Origin of the sequence: Dysgonomonas sp. GY617 (assembly GCF_015233815.1) — a bacterium.
Taxonomy (GTDB): Bacteria; Bacteroidota; Bacteroidia; order Bacteroidales; family Dysgonomonadaceae; genus Dysgonomonas_A.
The window spans coordinates 474,957-496,682 of record NZ_JADCLR010000029.1; the positions used below are offsets into that span (position 1 = coordinate 474,957).

At 36.8% G+C, this 21,726-nt stretch carries 17 protein-coding genes; 12 read left to right on the forward strand and 5 right to left on the reverse strand.

Annotated features, from left to right (window positions below):
• Positions 1 to 17 precede the first annotated feature (17 nt).
• Together IR022_RS17815 and IR022_RS17820 are read left to right on the forward strand one after the other, a co-directional pair.
• On the forward strand, positions 18 to 2,141 hold the full coding sequence (locus IR022_RS17815) for a S46 family peptidase (protein WP_194204751.1): 2,124 nt from the start codon (positions 18 to 20) through the stop codon (positions 2,139 to 2,141).
• A 272-nt stretch (positions 2,142 to 2,413) separates the two neighbouring features.
• Entirely contained in the window at positions 2,414 to 4,303 is a 1,890-nt protein-coding gene (locus IR022_RS17820; protein WP_194204752.1) for a carbohydrate-binding domain-containing protein, read from the forward strand.
• Between the two features lie 213 nt (positions 4,304 to 4,516).
• Here IR022_RS17820 and IR022_RS17825 read toward each other — a convergent pair whose 3' ends face one another.
• The 5 genes from IR022_RS17825 to IR022_RS17845 all read right to left on the reverse strand — a co-directional run bounded on the left by IR022_RS17825 (position 4,517) and on the right by IR022_RS17845 (position 9,130).
• Positions 4,517 to 5,347: a metal ABC transporter permease gene (locus IR022_RS17825; RefSeq protein WP_194204753.1), complete on the reverse strand. Its 831-nt coding sequence runs from the start codon at positions 5,345 to 5,347 to the stop codon at positions 4,517 to 4,519.
• Positions 5,348 to 5,776: a phospholipase gene (locus IR022_RS17830; protein WP_194204754.1), complete on the reverse strand. Its 429-nt coding sequence runs from the start codon at positions 5,774 to 5,776 to the stop codon at positions 5,348 to 5,350.
• A gap of 7 nt (positions 5,777 to 5,783) precedes the next feature.
• Positions 5,784 to 7,007 carry a 3-phosphoshikimate 1-carboxyvinyltransferase gene (locus IR022_RS17835; protein ID WP_194204755.1) on the reverse strand — a complete coding sequence of 408 codons (1,224 nt, stop codon included), beginning with the start codon at positions 7,005 to 7,007 and terminating at the stop codon, positions 5,784 to 5,786.
• 163 nt (positions 7,008 to 7,170) lie between these two features.
• Entirely contained in the window at positions 7,171 to 8,190 is a 1,020-nt protein-coding gene (locus IR022_RS17840; RefSeq protein WP_050711328.1) for a GNAT family N-acetyltransferase, read from the reverse strand.
• Between the two features lie 94 nt (positions 8,191 to 8,284).
• Positions 8,285 to 9,130, reverse strand: coding sequence for a 1-acyl-sn-glycerol-3-phosphate acyltransferase (locus IR022_RS17845; protein WP_194204756.1), 846 nt, complete (start codon positions 9,128 to 9,130; stop codon positions 8,285 to 8,287).
• Positions 9,131 to 9,566: 436 nt separating this feature from the next.
• Here IR022_RS17845 and IR022_RS17850 point away from each other — a divergent pair, with 436 nt between their 5' ends.
• The 10 genes from IR022_RS17850 to murC all read left to right on the forward strand — a co-directional run bounded on the left by IR022_RS17850 (position 9,567) and on the right by murC (position 21,605).
• The gene (locus IR022_RS17850) at positions 9,567 to 10,016 is read left to right on the forward strand and encodes a division/cell wall cluster transcriptional repressor MraZ (protein WP_050711326.1); all 450 of its coding nucleotides are present in this window, start codon (positions 9,567 to 9,569) and stop codon (positions 10,014 to 10,016) included.
• A gap of 1 nt (position 10,017) precedes the next feature.
• A complete protein-coding gene (rsmH, locus tag IR022_RS17855; RefSeq protein ID WP_194204757.1) occupies positions 10,018 to 10,953 on the forward strand; it encodes a 16S rRNA (cytosine(1402)-N(4))-methyltransferase RsmH in 936 nt (311 codons plus the stop codon).
• Positions 10,954 to 11,024: 71 nt separating this feature from the next.
• A complete protein-coding gene (locus IR022_RS17860; protein WP_242053295.1) occupies positions 11,025 to 11,327 on the forward strand; it encodes an FtsL-like putative cell division protein in 303 nt (100 codons plus the stop codon).
• 27 nt (positions 11,328 to 11,354) lie between these two features.
• The gene (locus IR022_RS17865; RefSeq protein WP_194204758.1) at positions 11,355 to 13,562 is read left to right on the forward strand and encodes a penicillin-binding protein; all 2,208 of its coding nucleotides are present in this window, start codon (positions 11,355 to 11,357) and stop codon (positions 13,560 to 13,562) included.
• A 37-nt stretch (positions 13,563 to 13,599) separates the two neighbouring features.
• On the forward strand, positions 13,600 to 15,060 hold the full coding sequence (locus IR022_RS17870) for a UDP-N-acetylmuramoyl-L-alanyl-D-glutamate--2,6-diaminopimelate ligase (protein ID WP_194204759.1): 1,461 nt from the start codon (positions 13,600 to 13,602) through the stop codon (positions 15,058 to 15,060).
• A gap of 56 nt (positions 15,061 to 15,116) precedes the next feature.
• Positions 15,117 to 16,379 carry a phospho-N-acetylmuramoyl-pentapeptide-transferase gene (gene mraY, locus IR022_RS17875; RefSeq protein WP_050711322.1) on the forward strand — a complete coding sequence of 421 codons (1,263 nt, stop codon included), beginning with the start codon at positions 15,117 to 15,119 and terminating at the stop codon, positions 16,377 to 16,379.
• A 90-nt stretch (positions 16,380 to 16,469) separates the two neighbouring features.
• Complete coding sequence (gene murD, locus IR022_RS17880; RefSeq protein ID WP_194204760.1) at positions 16,470 to 17,804, forward strand: UDP-N-acetylmuramoyl-L-alanine--D-glutamate ligase; 1,335 nt, start codon at positions 16,470 to 16,472, stop codon at positions 17,802 to 17,804.
• A 90-nt stretch (positions 17,805 to 17,894) separates the two neighbouring features.
• Positions 17,895 to 19,097: an FtsW/RodA/SpoVE family cell cycle protein gene (locus IR022_RS17885; RefSeq protein ID WP_194204761.1), complete on the forward strand. Its 1,203-nt coding sequence runs from the start codon at positions 17,895 to 17,897 to the stop codon at positions 19,095 to 19,097.
• A 13-nt stretch (positions 19,098 to 19,110) separates the two neighbouring features.
• Positions 19,111 to 20,226 (forward strand): undecaprenyldiphospho-muramoylpentapeptide beta-N-acetylglucosaminyltransferase, encoded by a 1,116-nt coding sequence (murG, locus tag IR022_RS17890; protein WP_194204762.1) that lies wholly within the window; start codon positions 19,111 to 19,113, stop codon positions 20,224 to 20,226.
• A 5-nt stretch (positions 20,227 to 20,231) separates the two neighbouring features.
• Positions 20,232 to 21,605 carry a UDP-N-acetylmuramate--L-alanine ligase gene (gene murC, locus IR022_RS17895; protein ID WP_194204763.1) on the forward strand — a complete coding sequence of 458 codons (1,374 nt, stop codon included), beginning with the start codon at positions 20,232 to 20,234 and terminating at the stop codon, positions 21,603 to 21,605.
• The last annotated feature ends 121 nt before the right edge of the window (positions 21,606 to 21,726 follow it).

Consider the following 21,726-nt stretch of genomic DNA (forward strand, 5'->3'; position numbering starts at 1 on the left):
TAATTTAAATAATTGAAATGAAGAAAATCTTTTTATTGCTAGGCGTTTTACTCTCGCTAGCTTCTGTTCAGGCAGATGAGGGTATGTGGCTGTTAAAAGAGCTAAACAGACAAAGTGCAGCTCGTATGAAAGAGCTGGGATTTACATTCCCTATTGATAGTATTTATAGCGAAAATAATGCGTCTCTAAAAGATGCAGTTGTTATATTCGGAGGAGGTTGTACAGGTGTAGCTGTATCGCAAGAAGGTCTGATTTTTACCAATCACCATTGTGGATACGATGCTATTCAAAAACATAGTTCGGTAGAGCATGACTATCTGAAAGATGGGTTTGTAAGCCAATCGAAAGCCGAAGAGTTGTACACTGAAGGGTTGACTGTTTCTTTTCTTCAAAAGACAGAAGATGTTACCGATCAGGTGACAGTGGGTGTAACAGATGCTACATCTGAAGAAGAAAGAAATCATATCATAGATTCAATATCAACCGATATTCTGGCTCAATACAAAGACAATGAGTTCTTAACAGCACGTATTGTGCCTTTTTATACAGGTAACAAATTCTATTTGGTTGTTTACGAAGTATTCAAAGATGTAAGAATGGTTTTTGCTCCACCATCTTCAATCGGTAAATTCGGAGGAGATGCCGATAACTGGCAATGGCCTCGTCATACAGGAGACTTTTCTGTATTTAGAGTATATGCTAATAAAGACAATCAGGCATCGCATTACAGTGTAGACAATGTGCCTTACAAACCTAAATATTCTGTGCCTGTTTCAATAAAAGGATACAAGGATAAAGATTATGCAATGACAATCGGTTATCCGGGAAGTACTGAGCGTTATTTATCTTCTTGGGGAATTACTCAAATGATGGAATCTGAAAATATTCCACGTATTGAAGTTCGTACCGTGAAACAAGATATTTGGAGAAAAGCAATGAATGCAGATGATGCCGTACGTATCAAGTATTCGGTGAAATTCAGCAGAAGTTCCAATTATTGGAAAAATGCTATGGGAATGAATGCTGCTCTGAAAAAGTTGAATGTAGTAGAAGCTAAACAAGCTTTAGAATCTCGTCTTGCAGATTGGATAGCTAGCAGTCCTGCTGCAACTGAAAAATATGGTGATGTATTACCAAGTCTTGAAGTTGTGTATAAAAACACAATGAAGCCAGTGGAAATAGGAACCTATTTTGGTGAAACATTCAACAATGGAATAGAAATAGCACGTTTGGCAAATAGCGTAAACATTGCTAATATTTCGGACAAAGAAGAGCTAATGGCTTATCTGAGAGCAAAACTAACGGATACATATAAAGATTATGTTCCTGAGTTGGATAAACAAGTAATGCCTGCTTTACTTAAACTATACAGAGAAAGAGTTCCTGCTGAATATCTGCCTAGTGTATATCAAACTATTGATAAGAAGTTTAAAGGTGACTATGATAAATATGCTGATTGGGTTTTCAAAAACAGTAAATTTACCAACCTAGACAACCTTATTTCGGCGATAAGTGCTGGAGGTGTAAAAGAGTTGGATAAAGACCCTGCTATGATTTTGGCAAGATCGGTTGCCGAAGGTCGTTTGAAGGTTGTTGAAGATCTTTCGCCCGTATATCCTATCATCGATAGAAATGCTCGTAAGTACATGGCTGCTTTAATGGAAATGGAACCCAATAAAGCATTCTCTCCAGATGCTAACTTTACTCAACGTCTTAGCTATGGTTCGGTAGGCGGTTATAGCCCTGCTGATGCAATTGAATATGATTACTACTCTACAAGTAAAGGTATTTTAGAGAAAGAAAATCCTAACGATCCTGAGTTTGCTGTACAAAGTTATATCTTAGATAATCTTCGTGCAGAGAAATGGGGCGAATATGCTAATGAAAAAGGTTCTATGTCTATTGGTTTCCTTTCTAATAATGACATTACAGGAGGTAACTCAGGTAGTCCCGTATTTAACGGTAAGGCTGAATTGATCGGTCTTGCATTCGATGGTAACTGGGAAGCTTTGAGTGGCGACGTAGTATTTGAGCCAGAGTTACAACGTACGATCAGTGTAGACATTCGTTATGTACTTTATACTATCGACAAAATTATGAATTGCCCTCGTTTGATTGAGGAGCTTACTATTCAGAAATAAGATAAAGAGAGGTACTATACCTTCAACAATATAGATAGCCTTGTTAGATAAATTCTAGCAAGGCTATTTTTTTTATCTGCTAAATAGTATAATTGGTCGAGCAGATTACTCCTTATGTAGAATGTAGTTGCCAGTTTTAGAAGAAACTTATAATATTGAAAACTGTAAAGTACTCTGTCTGCTTAATGAAATATATAAGGCTTATGGCAGGAGGTGTTATGCTAGCTAATACTTTAACAGGTCGAAGTCCTCACTTATAATAATTTTAGAGTATGAGATTAAACAAACTTTTAGTAAGCTTTTTATCTGTTGCATCTGTTTTTGTACTATCGTGCAGTAGTGATGATGATAAGGATGACGATGTAACTGGTGGAGGTGATGGAAGTGATGTTGTAGTTGATGAAGATTTTGTGACCAATACAAAAGATACCACATTTGTAAATGCAGTATTGATTGCTTATTCGGATAATAGAGTCGAGATTACAAACCCATATGCTGATAAAGGTGTAGTGGTAACAAAGACAGGGAGCGATGTTACAGTAACATCTACAATAGCAGACACAGAGGTGAATTATGTATTATCGGGAACAACTAAAGATGGTTCTTTTAAGATTTACAGTGATTATAAATTTGGAGTTGGCCTCAATGGTGTAAGTATTATAAATGGTGACGGAGCAGCTATAAATATTCAATCGGGAAAGAAAGTATCCTTAGTATTGGTTGGAGGTACTTCTAATAGGTTGGTCGATAATGCAACTTATACAGCAAGTGGCGATGAAGATATGAAAGGTACTCTGTTCAGTGAAGGACAGTTGAATTTTGATGGAAATGGCACTCTTCTAGTTTATGGATACAATAAGCATGCAATAGTAAGCGATGATTATATAAGAATAAAAGGCGGAAATATAACAGTGAAAACTGCTGCTAAAGATGGTATTCATGCCAACGATTATGTTCGTATAGATGGTGGAGTATTAGATATTACAGCATTGGGCGATGGTATAGAATGCGAAGAAGGATATATTACAGTAAATGGGGGAAGCATAAAAGTGAAGAGTGTAGGAGATGGAATTAAAACCTCATACAAAGGAACTGATATTTCGATTCTCCCCTATATAACTATCAGTGGAGGTATAATTGATATAATAACTATGGGTGAAGGAGCAAAGGCAATAAAAAGTAAAGGAGATATTACAATTGTTGATGGTGATATAACTCTTGTAACTACTGGTAGTGCTTATTATGATACAGATGATGCAGACATATCCTCGTCGGCAGGTATAAAAGCAGGTGGGAACTTCTTGATGAAAAAAGGAACAGTTTCTATCAATAGTTCAGGAGCAGGAGGTAAAGGTATCAGTATTGATGGAACTCTGACAGTAGACAATGGAACTATATCTGTGGTAACTACAGGAGATCAATTTAAATATGGAAAAGATGATACAGCGGCCAAAGCTATAAAAAGTGATGGTGATCTGACGATCAATAATGGTACTATAACTATTAAAACCTCAAAAACAGAGGCAGAGGGTTTAGAAAGTAAGACTACACTAACCATAAATAATGGAGAGATCGAGATAGAGGCTTACGATGATTGTATCAATGCCACCAATCATATTCAGATAAATGGAGGTTCTATTTATTGTTATAGCGAAACAAACGATGGAATAGATTCTAATGGAACTTTAACTATAACGGGTGGAACAGTAGTTTCAGCAGGTGCAGGAGCGCCAGAAGAGGGATTCGATTGTGATAATAACACCTTCAAAATAACAGGCGGTACATTAGTTGGAGTTGGAGGTTCTACCAGTACACCTACATCGAGCGTAAGTACTCAGCGTACGGTTATTTACGGAGGTTCGGGAATGGCTAATCAGTTTGTACATATTGAGACGGCTGATGGTACGGGTGTCCTTACCTATAAAGTACCAAGAACGTATAGTCAGATGACCTTATTGTTTAGTAGTGCCAATTTGGTATCAACTACAACCTATACAATTTATACAGGAGGTAGTGTTTCGGGTGGAACAGATTTCCACGGATTATATACCGGCGCAACTTATACCAAAGGAACATCATCAGGTACATTTACTCCTACTTCAATGGTAGCTACAGTGGGTAATGTTAGTACAGGTCCTGGTGGAGGCGGTGGGCGTCCTTGAAAAGAGGAATAGATTACAAGACAGGAAACAAAAAGTAATTATAGGAAGCAGTTTTATTGTGTTTATGTTTTTTTAGTGTTTAGCACAAGGTTGTGAGAATAAGGGGTGTCTTGGGGACACCCCTTATTTATGTAAAATGAAATATTATTGCTGAGAGATAAAAAAGATAAATTACTCTTGTATTTAGTGAAGCTATACAAAGGTTTGTAGCCTTTATTTTGCAGTTAGAGTATCTATCTTGAATATTACATTTATTAATCTGCAAATAAAGTAGATTGCGATCAGAATAAATATAATGAACGCACCCGAAGGTACATTGATGAATGCAGATAATATAAGTCCAGAAATGCATCCTACTAATCCGAAGACGATAGAAAGAAAAATCATCTTAGAGAAATTGGCTGTGTATAGATTGGCTGTCATTTGAGGCATAGTCAATAGAGACATTAGCAATACAACACCCACCAAGCGTATAGTAAGAACAATAGATACAGCAATGAAAAACATCATAGCATATTCTATAAACTTTACGGGAAGATTTCGGGTCTTAGCAAAATCAGAATCGAATGCTACATACAGAATTTCGCGTCTGAAAAAGTAAAATATAGCAGCCAATACTGCTGATAATGCAATAAAGGCATATATGTCGTAAGTGGTGATAGTCAATATATTACCAAACAAATACTCAGAAAGATTAGGAGCAAAACCTGCTTTGAGGTATATGCAAATAATCCCGATAGCCATCCCGAATGACCAGAAGGCGGCTATTGCAGAGTCTTCGCGAACCCCTTTTCTACCGGACAACCATTCGATACCGAATGCTGATAGGATAGAAAATACCATTGCCGAAAGTATAGGGTTGAAACCGAAATAGAAACCTATTCCCAGCCCTCCCAACGAAGCATGTGTGATACCCCCACTGATAAATACCAGACGCTTGATTACAATATATGTACCTATTATGCCACAGGCAATGCTGGCAAACAATCCTCCTAAAAGAGCATTGATGAAAAAGTCGTATCGAAAAAGTTCGAAAAAGTCCATTTAAGCGTTGGTTGTTTGTGTACTACGCAAATCGTTAATTATAAGTAGTATCTCGTCTTTTAATTCGTTCGGAATAGGGATTTCTCGTTGTTGAAGGCTTCTAACCCAACGTGGCTTATCTTCATCAAGCAATGTATAGAATACCTCACGGAATTCATCCACTTCTTGAGCTGTATAGTCTTCCTCCGAATATTTTTTGTATTTATCCAGTTCCTCATCATCAAAATAGTCCGATTCCTCAACAAAACAGTTCAGAAGACTGTCTTGTTCGCAAGTGGCATGTTGTCCGCAACATGTGCCATCTATAGGATCGCTGTTTACTATTTCAGCACGTTCAGTATTTCCTTGTTTTCGCTGGTATGAGTTCCATACAAACAGAGCGATCACAAAGAATATGATAATGCCTAAAAAGATAAAGAGTATTTCCATTAATTGTTTATTTATCTACCGAGAATCCGGCTTTACTTAAATCCTCCCAAAAATAGGGGTAAGATTTAGTAACAACCATAGGCTCAGCTATTGTAAGGTTCTCTAATTTAAGAGCGGCTGGTGCAAAAGCCATTGCCATGCGATGATCTTCATAAGTAGCTATTACAGGAGTTTGTTCTGGCTCGCATCTTTCGCCATCCCATTCAAGTATACTGTTTTGGCTGTCTGTTATAACATAGCCTAATTTCTTCATTTCAGCTTTTAGAGCTTCTATTCTGTCTGTTTCCTTAATCTTAAGAGTTTGAAGTCCTGTGAAAAGGAAAGGTACACCCATCATACAGCAGGTAACAACAAAGGTTTGAGCAAGATCGGGCTCATTTATAAAATTGTGGAATAGCTTTTTAGCAATTCTATCAGTCTTGGTTAGAATAACGCCGTCTTCTTTAAATTCGGTTTCAACACCTAGGTCTTGAAATAATTCGGCAACCTTAGAATCGCCTTGTCCACTTTCCTTAAATAAGCCTTTTAATTCAATTTTGGCATCGCTGCTCAATGCTGCGATTGAATACCAATAGGAAGCTGCCGACCAATCTGATTCAACCAGATATGGGATTGGCTTATATTCATTCGGAAATATTTTGATAACATTATCTACCCAATCGCATTTTACTCCAAATTTTTCCATCATACGAAGCGTTAGCTTTATGTAAGGAATCGAAATAACATCACCCTCAAGGTGTAGAGTCAAACCTTTTTCCATTGTTGGAGCGATCATTAATAGAGCCGAAATAAACTGAGAACTTATTCCGCCCGACAAGAAGATGTCTCCTCCGTCTAATGCACTACCTCTGATCTTTAATGGAGGAAATCCCTGATTTTTAAGATATTCAATATGTGCACCAAGAGTGTTAAGTGCTTCCACCAATGTATTTATTGGTCGTTGTTGCATCCGCTCACTTCCGGTGATTACCCATTCTCCCGGTATTTTTGATAGGTAGGCAGTAAGAAAACGCATCGAAGTTCCTGCTGCACCTATATCAAACGTATTTGTTTTAGAATTAAAAACTTCCAACATCACTTTAGTATCGTCGCAATCAGACAGGTTTTCGATAGGAAAAGGGCTGTTACTAAGAGCCTTTAATATAAGAGCTCTGTTGCTGATGCTTTTCGAAGCAGGAAGTTTAATACTTGTATATGTCGGAGATTTTGGTGCTGTTATTTTATATTTCATGAGTATTGGTAAAATGTATTTATTACAATAATTACAAAGATAGCAAAAAGCAACTTTGGAAAAGCCAGTCCAAATTAAAGTTTATAAAAATTAAAGTTAAGTTGATACTTATCAATGTTTGGAGCAGGATTTTAGCCTCGCTTCAAGAGCTTGATGTGTATAGCTATTTTGTTCTTTTTGTGGTTTTTGTACGGTACGAACTCCAGTTCCAGTTGATCATTTGTCGTAATCTTTTTAAGAAACGTTTAGAGGGTTTGTCGAGTATATACGACTCTATATGACGTTTACGCTTTTCTTCCAGAATTTCGTCTTTGTCAATAAGTATTCCGGTTTCTTCTACGTTTCCAAACAAGTCATTTACGGCTGTTCCAAACACTTTCATCTGTGGAGAAAGACCCATGTAAGCATTTACAAGAGGTGGAATATTGATTCCTAATCTGCGTACAGCTGTATTCAATATTTTATAATCACTTTTGAGATCGTCTTCAATAAAAAGTTTCTTTAAAACTTTAGTTTCGGTAGTGATATGTAGACTCTTCTTAGGATATACTAACTTGTCGGGGTCGGGGAAGTGCTTAAACATGAAATATAAAATCATATCTCTAGCCTTAGCATCATAGGTGTCATACATGGTAACCTTTCCGAAGAAATATCTCATCGTAGGTTCAGCTACCGATAGGGCTCCCAATCCATCCCAAAGGTTGTCAAGAGCAAAAATTCCTTTCGATCCTGCACGTGTACTTTGGTATTCGAGTGAAACGAACGAACGTCCCAGTTCAATAGTGTAGGGTAAATATTCGTTGATAAATTTAGGTGAAAAGTGAAAAAGATGAGAGGTTGCCAATTCGGGCTCTCCGTGCTCATCAAATTTGATATCAGGACCACAGATAAAACGGTAACCGCCTAATATTTCTTCGGCTTCAGGATTCCATACAATCAGTTGTTTGTAGGGGTTATCCATCATATCATATTCGTCTATATCTATTTCTTTGCCTGTACCTCCACCATAATAACGGAAAGCAATTTCGCGCAAACGGGCGATCTCGCGCATTACATTCGGAGAATTGTGATGCGTGATAATGTAAATCTCATTATTGGCTTTGTTGGTCTTACGTAAGAATTTATCTCTTGTAAGCTCAGCTTTTAAAAGTTTCTTATCAATTGCCGGAATAATACTTTCCATATTTTAAGTAACGTCAAATATTTATTTCTGTATTTTATATTTGTAACGATTTTTCGTTATTCTTCTAACCTGAGTAGGAGCGTGGTGTATGACCTTATTGCTTATTACTTGAGGCTAGACTGTATGTTATATCTTTTACTTTTTCTGCCCATTGTTGATGAGTTTTTGTTTCATCAAAAGATTCCCACGGTATGGGATCTCCAAAAGTAACAGAAAATGTCTGATGCTTATTTTTAAACATTTCATCGGGTAGAAAAAATGTTTCAATGTTAAATTTCACCCCTAGTTTCTTTCTAATATTTGCAAATCTATAAAAGAAATTTGAGTTTTTCGCTTCAAAATACACAGGAACAACATCCCTCTTGGTTTGTATGGCTTTCTGTATAAAAGACTTCTGCCATTTAAGATCATATATTCTCCCGTTTGTTTTGCGGGAACATAATCCTGCCGGAAATGTAATGATCTGATCGTCCGAAGCATAGGCTTCGTTCAATAATGCAGCCTTTTCTTTGGCTTGCGCTCCGTATTTATTGATCGGAATAAATATCGGTCTCAGATTTTTTATAAAATACAAAACATCGTTAACCAGATATTTTATTTTTTTATCGAATTTATTTCCGATGATAGACGATAAGCAAATACCATCGAGCCCACCTAAAGGATGATTGGAAACAAAAATATATCGATTGTCATTCGGTATATTTTCTAAGCCTTTGATATTTAAATGTAAATCGAAATACTGAACAACGGAATCCATAAAATCGACCCCATATTTATCCGCATAGATAGTCAATATCTCGTTTAGCTCTTCAAGGTGTATTTTCTTTTTTATGTAGTTTAGAGCAAAAGTAGGTGTCTTGGCATAGAGCTTGGGAGCCTTATCTATAAACACCTTGTCCAAATCAATTAAGTTCGGAGCATTATCTTTTACTTCATCCATTACTTTTCCGGGCACAGTAGAAATCCTACCGTTTATTATTGGTTTACTAACTCTATTTCTCTGTTTTTTAATACTCTTAAAGCAATAAAGAGGTCTGTGACCTTGTTCTGATTTTCCAAAACTGTAAAGATAATTTTTTTTATACAAAGTCACGGTTTAGTAGTCCTATTTATTCTCATTTTTATATTTTAAGATTGTTTTAAGTAATTTGTTTTATCTGTTTTTTGTTAACTCTAATGGGTTGATTTTTATAGAAATGGGTGTGTTGAAAACTTTTTATTAAAACTTTGTGTTTAAAAGTGGGGGAAAGTGGATAATTTTATACCTTTACGCACTATTGTATAGAATACAAGGTGTGTAAGCAATGTTTTAGAATGTAATCACAGCGTTTCTGTTTGGAATATTAACAAATTGAAATGTCTAAACTTAGGATAGAATGCAGTTTTTAGGTAGTATAGATGCAAAGATTGACGCAAAAATGCGTGTGTTTGTGCCTGCGAATTTCCGGAAGGTTTTGCAAGCAGAAGCCCAATCTGTGCTTATTCTGCGTAAAGATATTTTCCAAGATTGTCTTGTTTTGTATCCAGTGGAAGTTTGGGATGCTGAGGTTCAGAAGCTACGTTTGCGATTGAGTCGTTGGGATAAAGCCCAACAGCAACTGTTTCGTCAGTTTGTGGTAGATGCCGAGCGTTTAGAAATTGATGCCAGTGGTCGTATTCTTATACCGAAGCGTTATTTGCAAATGATAGGTGTTGGTTCTGAAATACAATTCCTTGGTGTCGACAATACGATAGAAATTTGGGGTAAAAATCAATTGAATGAAACTCTGGTTGCTCCCGAAGATTTTGGAGTTGAGATTCAACGTATAATGAGTGGAGAAGATTGATATGGCAAAAAATAAAAATACGGTTGTAACGGCTGATGGTTATCATGTACCTGTTCTGTTAAAAGAAAGTGTAGATGGTATGAATATTCAGGCAAATGATATTTGTGTGGATGTAACATTTGGTGGAGGAGGGCATTCTCGAGAGATTTTATCTCGACTAGGTTTCGATGGTCACTTATATGTTTTCGATCAGGATGAAGATGCAATACATAATATTACTGATGATAAAAGACAAACTTTTATTCGCAGTAATTTTTGTTTTCTAAAAACGTTTCTAAAATATCATAATGTAACAGAGGTGAATTCTGTTCTTGCTGATTTGGGCGTATCTTCTCACCACTTTGACGATAGCGAGCGCGGTTTCTCGTTTCGTTTCGAAGAAGGTGATCTTGATATGAGAATGAATCAGAAATCGAATCTTACAGCTGCAAAGATATTGAATGAATATGCGGAAGAAGATATTGCGAATGTTCTCTATCTATATGGTGAATTGAAACCTTCGAGACAAATTGCTGCGGCAATAGCTCGTCAACGCAAAGAAAAGCCATTCGAAAAAGTAAAAGATTTATTGGCGATATTGACTCCGTATGCAAAAGGAGTTAAAGAGAAAAAGATATTGGCTCAGGCTTTTCAGGCTCTGCGTATTGAAGTGAATCAGGAGATGCAGACTTTGAAGGATATGTTGACTCAGGCTTTAAGCGTTTTAACTCCAGGCGGACGTTTGTCGGTTATCACATATCATTCGTTAGAAGATAGGTTGGTTAAGAATTTCTTTAAGACCGGTAATTTCGAAGGAGAGGTAGATAAAGATTTTTACGGAAATGTAAATACTCCCTTTGTATTGGTGAATAATAGAGTTATAACTCCATCTCCCGAAGAGCAGGATGCTAATCCCCGATCAAGAAGTGCTAAGCTGAGAATTGCAGAAAAGAAATAAGATTTAAACGAGGTTGTAAACCTATAAATTAGAACATGCGTGTGAAGCTCAAGGATATAAAGAAAAATATAATGCACGTATTAGGTGGGACTATTCTCACTGAAGATTTCTTCTTGAAGAATACCCGCTTTATGCTTGTCGTTTTTATTATTATGGTGTTGTATATCAGCAATCGTTACAGTTGTATCTCGAAAATGGCTGAGATAGAATCTTTAAAAAGAGAACTGAAAGATGTTAAATACGAGTCGTTAACTATCTCTTCGGATTTGACGGGTATAAGCAGACAAACTCAGGTGCAAACTCTTATCGATCAGAATGATCTTAAGCTGATGACACCTTCCGTTCCGGCTTTTAAATTAGGTAAACAGAAATAAAAACAACACATATATATTAGTATAAGCATGTCAAAAGATGCGAATAATATCAGAAAAAAGAAGAATGCGATAATCAATCGATATGGGTTGATAGTGATTCTTTTTTTGACTGTTTTTATTGTAATCTTCGGTTATATCATTCGCATAATGTTTGTAGAAGGCGAACAGTGGCGCGCATTAGGTCTCAAAGAGACTGTGAAAAAAGATAGAGAGATTAAGCCCAATAGAGGTAATATTTATGCTGCCGACGGTCGTTTGTTGGCAACAAGTGAACCTCTTTATGGGGTGTATATGGATTTTATGTCGGAAGGTATACGAAAAGATACCTTAATGAAATATGTAGGAGATTTGTCGGTTAGGTTATCTAAAAAGTTTCCTGACAGAACAGCTGCTCAATATAAAAATGTTATTCTGAATGGCTGGGAATTAAGCCGTAGAGAGTTAGCCGAAATAGAACGTAACAAAGCAAGTGGTTCTGATAAGCAAGTGAAGTTGAAAAGTCGTTATGTTCGAATCATAAAACGAGATATAGACTACTTGGAATTAAAAGAACTGCGTACTTATCCATTCTTGAATCAACGCTCAAACAAAACGGGCTTGATTGTAGAGGAGAGAACAATGCGTGCTAAACCTTTTGGCAGACTTGCCGGACGTACCGTTGGTTCTATCTATAAAGATATGGCAAAAGGCGGGGCGAGTGGTATCGAAATGAAATACGATTCTATATTGAGAGGTAAACCCGGTGTGAAGAGCCGTCAAAAAGTACAAGGACGTTGGATTGATATAGTTGAAGTTCCTGCCGAAGATGGTTGGGATGTAAAAACAACTCTTGATGTGGATATTCAGGATATAACCGAACGTGCATTGTATGCAAAATTGGTAGAAACGGATGCCGAATCGGGTACAGCTATTATAATGGAGGTTGCAACGGGTGAAATCAAAGCAATTTCTAACCTTGACCGGATTTCGGATGGTGTATATGCAGAGGGTAATCCAAATGCGTTTTCGTATATGAACGAACCGGGGTCAACCTTTAAGACGCTTTCTGTAATGATTGCTTTAGAGGATGGAGTTGTTACTCCCAATGAAAAATTTCATGTGGGAAACGGTTTGTATCAATACGGTAAAAGCTGGATACGAGATCACTACTGGCAAAAGGGTCAGGATAGAGGAGATTTGACAGTAGCAGAGGGTATGTATATATCATCTAATATTGTTATTGCAAAAACTATTTTGAAGGGGTATGAAAATAATCCGGAGAAATACGTTCAACGTTTATATGATTTAGGAATTACGAAAAAGATAGAATGGGATGTACCATTGAGCGGAAAAGAAGGTACAGCCGTTATTCGTCATCCAAATGATAAATCGAGTTATTGGTCAAAAACTACGCTTCCTTGGATGTCATTCGGATACGAAACTCAAATTCCACCTATTTATATACTCATGTTTTATAATGGTATTGCTAATGGTGGTAAAATGATAAAACCTTTTCTCACTAAGGCATTTATAAAGGATGGAGATGTTCAGGAGAAGTTCGAAACAGAGGTGATTAATCCCTCTCTGTGTTCTCCTAAAACTTTAGAAGAGATAAAAGCAATGCTTGTGGGTGTTGTAAATGAAGGAACGGGTAAAGCTGTTGCATCGAAATCGTTTCAAATTGCAGGAAAAACGGGTACAGCTCAAATTGCAAGTGGTGGTAATTATGCTAACGGACACTTTGTGTCGTTTTGTGGATATTTTCCGGCAGATAAACCTTTATATACTTGCTTTGTAGGTATCAGACGTCCTAGAGGTATTCCTTCGGGAGGGCTTATGCCGGGAGGAGTTTTCAAGCGTATAGCCGAGGAGGTATATGCACGTAATGTTTTTGTTGCCCCAGATCAATGTAAGCCCGATTCTGTGATGACGATGATGCCTTATGTTAAAAATGGGTCTTTGAAAGATATGCAAACAGTGTTTACTCAGTTGAATATTCCTTTTACGCTTCCCGTTGGTGAGGCTGAATGGGTAATGGCTAGTACATTGCAAAATAAGATAGAATTAAGTAAAAATGTAGTTCAGAACGGATTAGTACCCGATGTTCGCGGAATGGGTGCTAAAGATGCTTTGTTTCTTCTTGAAAGAGCAGGTCTAAAGGTGGTCTTACAAGGATACGGAACTGTTACATCTCAATCTGTTCCGGCAGGAAGCAGAGTAATTAAAGGTTCGCAAGTAACACTTGGGCTAAAATAAAGCAATTAATAATTGAGGACTTAACAAAATACAGGATATGGAATTGCAGGCTTTGATATCAAACATAAAATCGGAAGATATAGTAGAAATACTAGGCATTAAAGATGTAAATGTAACAGGCATTACTTCTGATTCACGCAAAGTAACCACGGGTTATGCGTTTATAGCACTGAAAGGTGTTCAAGTGGATGGTCATGATTTTATTGCGAAAGCAATAGAGTTGGGAGCAAAAGTTATTATTCATGACGAAGATACTGATACATCTAACTCATCTGTTACTTATATAAAGGTAAAAGATGCGGCAGATGCCATTGGAAAAATGGCTTCGGCATGGTATGGCAACCCTTCTCAGAAATTGAATCTGGTTGGTGTTACCGGTACAAATGGCAAAACTACTACTGCAACTCTTCTGTATAATGTTTTTCGTAAATTAGGATATGGAGCAGGATTGCTTTCTACGGTTTGCAATTATGTAAACGACGATCAGTTTCCGGCAACTCATACCACGCCAGACCCTATTTCATTGAATGAATTTCTGGCTAAGATGGTTGAAGCAGGTTGTGAATATGCTTTCATGGAAGTTAGTTCGCACGCCATTCACCAAAAACGAATCAGTGGCTTAGAGTTTAAAGGAGGTATATTCTCTAACTTGACTCAAGATCATTTAGATTACCACGGTACTATGCAAGATTATTTAAAAGCGAAAAAAGCTTTTTTTGATAATCTGCCAGCTACCGCTTTTGCGTTGACAAATGTAGATGACAAGAATGGTTTGGTAATGTTACAAAATACTAAAGCCAAGAAATATACATATTCGCTACGAACTCTTGCCGATTTTAAAGCTCGTGTTATCGAAAAGCATTTCGATGGTACTGCTATCGAAATAAATGGTAGAGAACTTGAGGTTCAGTTTGTAGGAGTATTCAATGTCTACAACCTATTGGCAGTATATGGTGCATCTGTATTGCTAAGTGAAGATATAGAGAAAATCTTGATAGTGTTGAGTACTTTGAAATCGGTTGCAGGCCGTTTTGAAACTATTCGTTCCAAAGATGGCTTTACTGCAATTGTAGATTATGCACATACACCCGATGCACTTGTTAATGTGCTTGGAGCTATTCATGATGTCTTAGAAGGAGGTGGTCGTGTGATTACCGTAGTAGGTTGCGGTGGTAATAGAGATAAAACCAAACGCCCTATAATGGCTCGCGAGGCGGTAACATTAAGCGATCAGGTGATTCTAACATCGGATAATCCCCGATTCGAAGAGCCTCAATCTATCGTTGATGATATGGTTGCAGGTTTAGATCCTGTACAGATGAAAAAAGCTTTGTGTATTGTAGATAGAGAACAGGCAATAAAAACAGCTTGTACTTTTGCAAAACCCGGAGATGTGATACTTATTGCAGGCAAAGGACACGAAGATTATCAAGATGTAAAAGGCGTGAAACATCATTTTGACGATAAAGAAATTGTCAAAAACATACTTGGATTGTAATCCTAAATTAAGAAATTATAAACTACCTGATATAGGCGATAAAATTAAATTATATAATGCTATACTATCTATTTAACTATTTGGATTCCTTAGACTTTCCCGGTGCAGGGATGTTTAAATATGTATCTTTTAGAGCAGTTATAACTATTATACTTTCTCTGATAATATCTACGGTTATAGGTCGGAGGATTATCGATAAGTTGCAGATGCTGCAAATAGGTGAAACTGTACGTAATTTGGGACTCGAAGGACAGCTTAGTAAGAAAGGCACTCCTACTATGGGAGGTATCATTATTATCATTGCTATTATAGTTCCTGTCATATTATTAGCACGTCTCGAAAATACCTATATCATATTGATGCTGATAACAACATTGTGGTTAGGATCGTTAGGCTTTTTAGACGATTATATAAAGGTCTTTAAAAAGGATAAAGAGGGTTTGCATGGCAAATTTAAGATTATTGCTCAAGTAGGTCTTGGCTTAATTGTTGGATTGACTTTGTATTTGAGCCCAACAGTAATAGTTAGAGAAAATACTGAAATTCGTAATCAAGATAATGTAATCGAAAGAGTTACTTATACGGTAGAGGGTGTGAAATCAACTCAGACAACTATTCCTTTTCTGAAAAATAATAACTTGGATTATGAATCGTTTGTATCCTTCTTAGGCGATTATTCAACTCCTGCTGCATGGATATTATTTGTATTCATCGTAATATTCATTGTAACTGCGGTGTCAAACGGAGCCAATCTAACCGATGGTCTCGATGGTTTGGCGGCAGGTAGTTCGGCTATTATAGGTGTAACACTTGGTATCTTAGCTTATGTATCGGGGCACGTTGAGTTTGCCTCCTATCTGAATATAATGTTTATTCCCGGTAGTGAAGAACTGGTTGTATTTGCTTCCGCCTTTATAGGTGCTACCATTGGTTTTCTTTGGTATAACTCCTTTCCTGCTCAGGTATTTATGGGAGATACAGGTAGCTTAACTTTGGGGGGTATTATAGGTGTATTTGCTGTTATTATACATAAGGAGCTATTATTACCTATACTTTGCGGAGTTTTCTTTGTGGAGAGCTTGTCGGTAATGATTCAGGTATTCTATTTCAAATTTACGAAGAAGAAATATGGAGAAGGACGTCGTGTTTTCAAAATGACACCTTTACACCATCACTTTCAAAAATCGGGCAATTCGGGAATACAAGCACTTATACAAAAACCATTTAACCCGGTACCCGAATCTAAAATTGTAGTTCGTTTCTGGATTATTGGAATTATATTGGCAGCTATTACTTTAGCTACATTGAAAATGCGATAAAAAGTTGGAGCGAATTATATCGCGACTAAACGGCAATAGTATAAAGGGATTAATGTTTTCTGTTTCTTAATAATTAGAGACTTAACTTAAATGAAAAAGATAGTAATACTCGGAGGAGGCGAAAGTGGAGTAGGTTCGGCTATACTGGCTCTGGCAAAAGGATTTGAAGTCTTTTTGTCCGATAATGGAGCTTTGCTGGATAAATACAAAACTGAATTGACAGAACGGAATATTCCTTTCGAAGAAAAAGGTCATACCGAAGAGCATGTACTTTCAGCAAATGAGATAATTAAAAGTCCAGGTATTCCCGATAGTGTGCCTCTACTTCTGCAGGCAAAAGCTAAAGGAATATCTATTATTTCGGAAATAGAATTTGCAGGTAGATATACCGATGCAACAAAAATATGCATAACGGGTAGCAATGGTAAAACAACTACAACAAGTTTGCTTTATCATGTACTAAAATCTGCCGGACTGAATGTTGTTCTGGGAGGTAATATCGGACAAAGTTTTGCAAGGCAGGTTGCTGAAAATAGTTACGACTATTATGTATTGGAGCTTAGTAGCTTTCAGTTAGATAATATGTACGATTTTAAAGCAGATATCGCTATATTACTCAATATAACACCCGATCATTTGGATCGGTACGATCATGATTTTCAGAAGTATGTAGACGCAAAGATGCGTATTACTCAAAACCAAACACCGGAAGATGCTTTTATATATTGGGCAGAAGATCCGGTTGTAACAAAGGAAGTGGCAAAGAAACAGCCTAAAGCTAGGGTGTTTACGTTCTCGGAGCATAAAGCTGACAATGTATCAGCATATGCAGATAATGATCAGATAGTAATTAATACATCAAAATCAGTATTCACCATGGAGCAAGATTTATTGGCTTTAACGGGTACTCACAACTTATATAATTCTCTAGCTTCGGCTATTGCAGCCAAGCTTTTAGACATTAAAGATGAGAAGATAAGATTGTCATTGAGTGATTTTAAAGGTGTAGAGCATCGTTTAGAAAAAGTAGCTACCGTAAAAGGGATACAATTTATAAATGACTCTAAAGCTACTAATGTCAATTCTTGTTGGTATGCTTTGAAGAGCATGAAAACAAAAGTTGTACTTATATTGGGTGGAAAAGATAAAGGAAACGACTATCAGGAAATAGAGGAGCTTGTAAAAACAAAAGTTCATGCTCTGGTTTTCTTGGGAGTAGATAATTCGAAGCTGCATAAATTTTTCGATGGAAAGATCGAAACTATTGTTGATGCAGGTTCTATGGAAGAAGCTGTAACAAAAGCTTATTCATTGTCAGGAGAAGGAGATTCTGTTCTTTTATCACCCTGCTGTGCAAGTTTCGATTTATTTAAAAGTTATGAAGACAGAGGCGACCAGTTTAAGTATTGGGTAAGAAAACTCTAATAGGTCTCATGCCTTTTTATTGCTTTGATACATGGAAACGATGATAGGTATAATTATAAAATAGAGCAATAAATATTTAATGCTACTTATATGAACGTCTTTGAGCGAATATTTAAAGGGGATAAAACAATCTGGTGCATATTTATAGCCTTATGCATTATTTCACTATTGGAGGTATTCAGTGCTTCCAGTACCATTGTTTATCGCCAACACAATCACTGGGGGCCTATTTTGCGTCATGCAGTATTCCTTCTGATTGGTTTTGGGTCTGTAATGTTCCTTCAAAGAGTGCCTACACGCTATTTTGCAGCATTATTGCTATTGTTGCCTATATCGTGGATATTGCTGGTAATGACTATGTTTATCGGTACGGATGTCAATGGCGCGCAACGTTGGTTGGGGGTAGGAGCTTTTACCATACAGCCTTCGGAGTTTGCTAAGTTAGCTTTGGTTGGTTTTGTAGCTTTCTTTTTGAGTAAACTTAAACCTGATAACGAATCGTTTCTATTTAAAATATTAATGGGTGGTATATTGGTTACCTGTGCCCTTATTATCACAGAAAACTTATCAACAGCCTGTTTGCTTTTTGGAGTTTGTTATTTGATGATGTTTATCGGTCAGGTTAGCTTTAAGAAGTTAGGATTGATAGCTTTGTGCGGTGTTAGTGCTCTGGTTCTATTGGTCGGTTCTCTAACTCTCATACCTAAATCTACGGCAAGAGATTATTTGCCTGATCGTTTTGCTACATGGCAAAATCGTATCGATCGACATTCGGCAGAGCAGGAAGATAGCAATATTTCATCGCCCGAAGAATATAAGATAACAGATGACAACTATCAGGTTTCGCATGCAAAGATTGCAATAGCTAATGGCGAAATTATAGGTTTGCCCGGTAGTGGAAATGAGCGAGACTTTTTGCCACAAGCCTATTCCGACTTTATTTTCGCCATAATTCTCGAAGAAATGGGGTTACTGGGCGGTCTGTTTACATTACTTTTATATGTAGCCTTAATGATTCGTACGGGAGTTTTGGCTTCTAAATGTGAGAAATTATTTCCCCGTTATCTCTTATTGGGTGCGGGATTGATTATAACAGTACAAGCATTAGCCAATATGGCTGTTGCCGTAAATTTGATACCCGTTACGGGGCAACCTCTGCCGCTTATCAGTAGGGGAGGGACCTCTACCATCATAACGTGTATTTATTTTGGAATAATATTAGCTTGTTCAAATGCAAAAGAAGATCAACATGAAGATGTAGATGAAGATATTGCAAATGTAGAATACGAGTAAAATAAAACGATCTATGAAACAGCCGATGAGAGTTATTATAAGTGGAGGAGGTACGGGAGGTCATATTTTTCCTGCCATATCTATTGCCAATGCTATCAAATTGCGTTATCCCGATGCAGCTATTCTTTTTGTAGGTGCAGAAGATAGAATGGAAATGACCCGCGTTCCAAAAGCCGGTTATGACATTGTAGGTCTTCCGGTAGCAGGTTTCAATAGAAAAGAATTATTTAAAAATATAGCAGTTGTAAAGAAACTGATAACAAGTCTTTTTAAGGCAAACAGTGTTGTAAAGAAATTTAATCCCGATATAGCAATTGGTGTAGGAGGCTATGCAAGTGGTCCATTGTTAAAAGTAGCTTCAAGAAGAGGTATACCGACTCTTATTCAGGAGCAAAACTCATATGCCGGGGTAACTAATAAATTATTGGCTAAAAAAGCTTCTAAAATTTGTGTAGCTTACGAAGGGATGGAAGCATTCTTTCCAAAAGATAAAATAGTATTGACGGGTAACCCTTGTCGTCAGGATTTGCTTTCGGACGTTTCGAAAGAAGAAGCGTATCGTTTCTTCAAGCTTGACCCCATGAAAAGAACTATTCTTGTTTTGGGAGGAAGTCTCGGCGCACGCACTTTGAACCAGAGTATAATGAGAAATTTATCTCTCTTAGATAATTCAGGAGTGCAGATTCTTTGGCAATGTGGCGAACGTTACCAATATGATTTGACAATAGAAATGTCGGATAAACCTCAGGCAAAAGATATTCATTTATATGATTTTATAAATAGAATGGATTTGGCATATAAGGCTGCCGATATTGTGGTTTCGAGAGCAGGAGCAGGTTCTATATCGGAACTTAGTATATTGGGAAAACCTACAATTTTGGTACCATCTCCGAATGTAGCTGAAGATCATCAAACTAAAAATGCAATGGCATTGGTTGATAAAAATGCTGCTATAATGATTAAAGATGAAGATGCGACGTCCAAACTTCTAGGTAGTGCGTTACAGATAGTGAAAGATGACAGTATGCTTGCTATGTTAGCAAAAAATATAAAGACAATGGCGCATCCTAATGCGGCAGATCATATAGTTGACGAAATAGAAAAACTGGTTAATAAAGAAGGTAAATAGAAATTATGGAAAATATAAAATCAGTATATTTTTTAGGAATAGGTGGTATTGGTATGAGTAACTTGGCTCGTTATTTTTTATCGAAAGGTAAAAAAGTGGCAGGATATGATAGAGCCGAAACTTTGTTGACTCAGACTCTTGTGCAAGAAGGAGCAAGTATTCATTACGATGATAATACAAATAATATTCCAACTGATTTTATAGATAAAGATTCAACTTTAGTTGTTTATACCCCAGCTTTACCCAGTGATAGTGCTGAGTTACAATATTTCCAACAAAATAATTTCGATCTTAAAAAACGAGCTCAGGTTTTAGGCTTGATAACTAAAAGCAGTAAAGCTTTATGTTGTGCAGGTACTCATGGTAAGACAACTACTTCGAGTATGCTTGCTCATATTCTGAAAGGTTCTCATCTCGATTGTAATGCTTTTCTGGGAGGAATACTTAAGAATTACGGAAGTAATCTCATGTTGTCCGATACAAGTGAATTTACGGTGGTTGAAGCTGATGAGTACGATCGTTCTTTCCATTGGCTGCATCCTTATATGGCTTTGATAACTTCGGTTGATCCCGATCACCTTGATATATATGGTACAGAAGCCGAATATTTGAAAAGCTTTGAAAAATTCACAAGCCTAATCCAACCCGGAGGGGCTTTAGTGATGAAGCACAATATAAAATTGTCACCTAAACTGGTTGAAGGAGTCAGACTATATACATATTCTATTGATAGAGGAGACTTTCATGCAGAGAATATAAAAGTAGGTGGAGGTACTATTCGTTTCGATTTTGTGACACCTAAATCCACTATTAAAAATATAGAATTGGGAGTTCCTGTTCGAATTAATATCGAAAACGGAATAGGTTCTATGGCGCTGGCTTGGTTAAATGGAGCAACGGATGAAGAATTACGCCGTGCAATGGCTACCTTTCAAGGAGCAAAACGTCGTTTTGATTTTCTTCTCAAATCTGATAATCTGGTAATGATAGATGATTATGCGCATCATCCCGATGAACTGTCGGCAAGTATATCTTCTGTCAAAGAATTATATCCCGATAAAAAAGTGCTGGGTGTTTTTCAACCGCACTTATATACACGAACCCGAGATTTTGTAGATGAGTTTGCTAGAAGTTTATCACTCTTGGATGAATTGATTCTATTGGATATATATCCTGCTCGCGAAAAACCTATTGAAGGTATAACTTCAAAAGTTATTTTTGATAAAGTAACCTGCAAAAAGACGTTGTGTAAAAAAGAAGAACTATTAGATATACTAGAGAAAAAGGACGATATTGAAGTACTCTTGACAATTGGAGCCGGAGATATTGATCGTCTGTTACCTGAAATAAAAGATATATTAGAAGCTCGTTTAAAATAAGGCTACTAACCTTGTTACAGGACATAGGAGTGAATAAAAACATAGTTTGGTTACAAACAATAATGTAGCAATAATTATTTAAATGTTACTTAATTTTGAAAAAAGTCTGAGACTTTAAAAT